Origin of the sequence: Metabacillus kandeliae (assembly GCF_021166585.1) — a bacterium.
In the GTDB taxonomy this organism is placed as follows: Bacteria; Bacillota; Bacilli; order Bacillales; family Bacillaceae; genus Metabacillus_B; species Metabacillus_B kandeliae.
Genome location: NZ_JAJOZE010000031.1, coordinates 1 through 1,151 on the forward strand (window position 1 = coordinate 1; position 1,151 = coordinate 1,151).

Genomic DNA, 1,151 nt, shown 5'->3' on the forward strand with positions numbered 1-1,151 from the left:
CAGTGGGGAAGTCAGGTTCTTTTTATGCTGCAGCTTTTATGAGATAGGTTATCCTATCGCTTGTTTGCTAAGCAATGTCTCAACATTGGCAAGTGATCGGCAAAAAACGTAGCCTTGAAAGGTAGCCATTTGTTGTTTTGTCTTTTGTTCCAGCAGTGTTTCCAGCTGCTCTAAAAGAGGGAGAATGTGTCTTTGGTCTCCTTCAGAGTACAGGACGTGGTCAGATAGGGAGTCATGGAGAATCCCAACATCTTTAATAGATAGCTGCATGGAAACTCGGGCTTCTTTGGCTGATTTGTACTTCTTATTTAGATAATCAAGGACCGCACGCTCAGTAGAATGAGAAAAGCCTTGCTCTTCCGCATACCGTATATAAGCCATTAGCGATTCTTGTAAGGTTTCCAAGCTGTCTCTTTCTAGAGTAAAACGGATTCTTTTATATGTGTCCATTGCCAATCTCCTCCATGTAAATGGATTTTGATATTATACACCAGAAGAAGGAATTTTACACAAACGTTTGTTCTTACTTCCGATTATACAGGCTCAATATAGGTGGGTCAACCATAATTTGGTTGTTTCGTCAATAAAATTAAAAAATTTCCCTATTTGATTGGTTTTGTCATAATCACACAAAGTTGACTTGGATGATTAACTCATGCTAGGTCTTTTTTCACCCATGTTCATCAAAGTCAGGGACTATACGCAGATTCAGCTATCTGGTAAGAAATGATAGAATTTTGTAATAACGTGCTTTTTTTCCAAAAGGAGTGAAGCTGAACCAGATGGCGGGAATGAAGGTTTATGACGCAAAGACACTTGTTTCAGGGATGGAAGATCGGGCCAAGCAGTATGATCAGCTGCGAGATCAGCTAAATGGGCTGAAGACCCAGTTTCAGGCGATCGTGGATAACAGCGGGTTTCAGGGTAAAGGGGCAGAGGCAATCAAAGGCTTTTACCAGGCGCAGATTGAAGTTGTTGATGTGTGGCTGCAGCTGACAGAGGCAAATGCCAAGTTTTTCAGAGGCGTTCCAGGGGATACGGAGGCAGCCAATTTTTCAGGAGATACCATCGTTCACACCAATACGCTTGAGAATGAGCTCTCACAGTCCATTCGCAATGCCAAAACAATGGTCGGACAGCAGCAGAATGAA

The 1,151-nt window shown here is 42.3% G+C and carries 2 protein-coding genes; one reads left to right on the forward strand and one right to left on the reverse strand.

The genetic code is table 11. The annotated features are described in order from the left end of the window. Positions 1 to 48: 48 nt before the first annotated feature. The gene (locus tag LRR81_RS21155; protein ID WP_231791392.1) at positions 49 to 450 is read right to left on the reverse strand and encodes a hypothetical protein; all 402 of its coding nucleotides are present in this window, start codon (positions 448 to 450) and stop codon (positions 49 to 51) included. 341 nt (positions 451 to 791) lie between these two features. On the opposite strand from LRR81_RS21155, the gene LRR81_RS21160 reads away from it, so the two are divergent. Further along, a partial coding sequence (locus tag LRR81_RS21160) for a T7SS effector LXG polymorphic toxin (RefSeq protein ID WP_231791393.1) occupies positions 792 to 1,151 on the forward strand: 360 nt, incomplete at its 3' end.

What these genes read in the sequence shown, in the direction of transcription:
- LRR81_RS21155 (WP_231791392.1), bottom strand. Translation starts at nt 450, where the DNA reads ATGGACACATATAAAAGAATCCGTTTTACTCTAGAAAGAGACAGCTTG.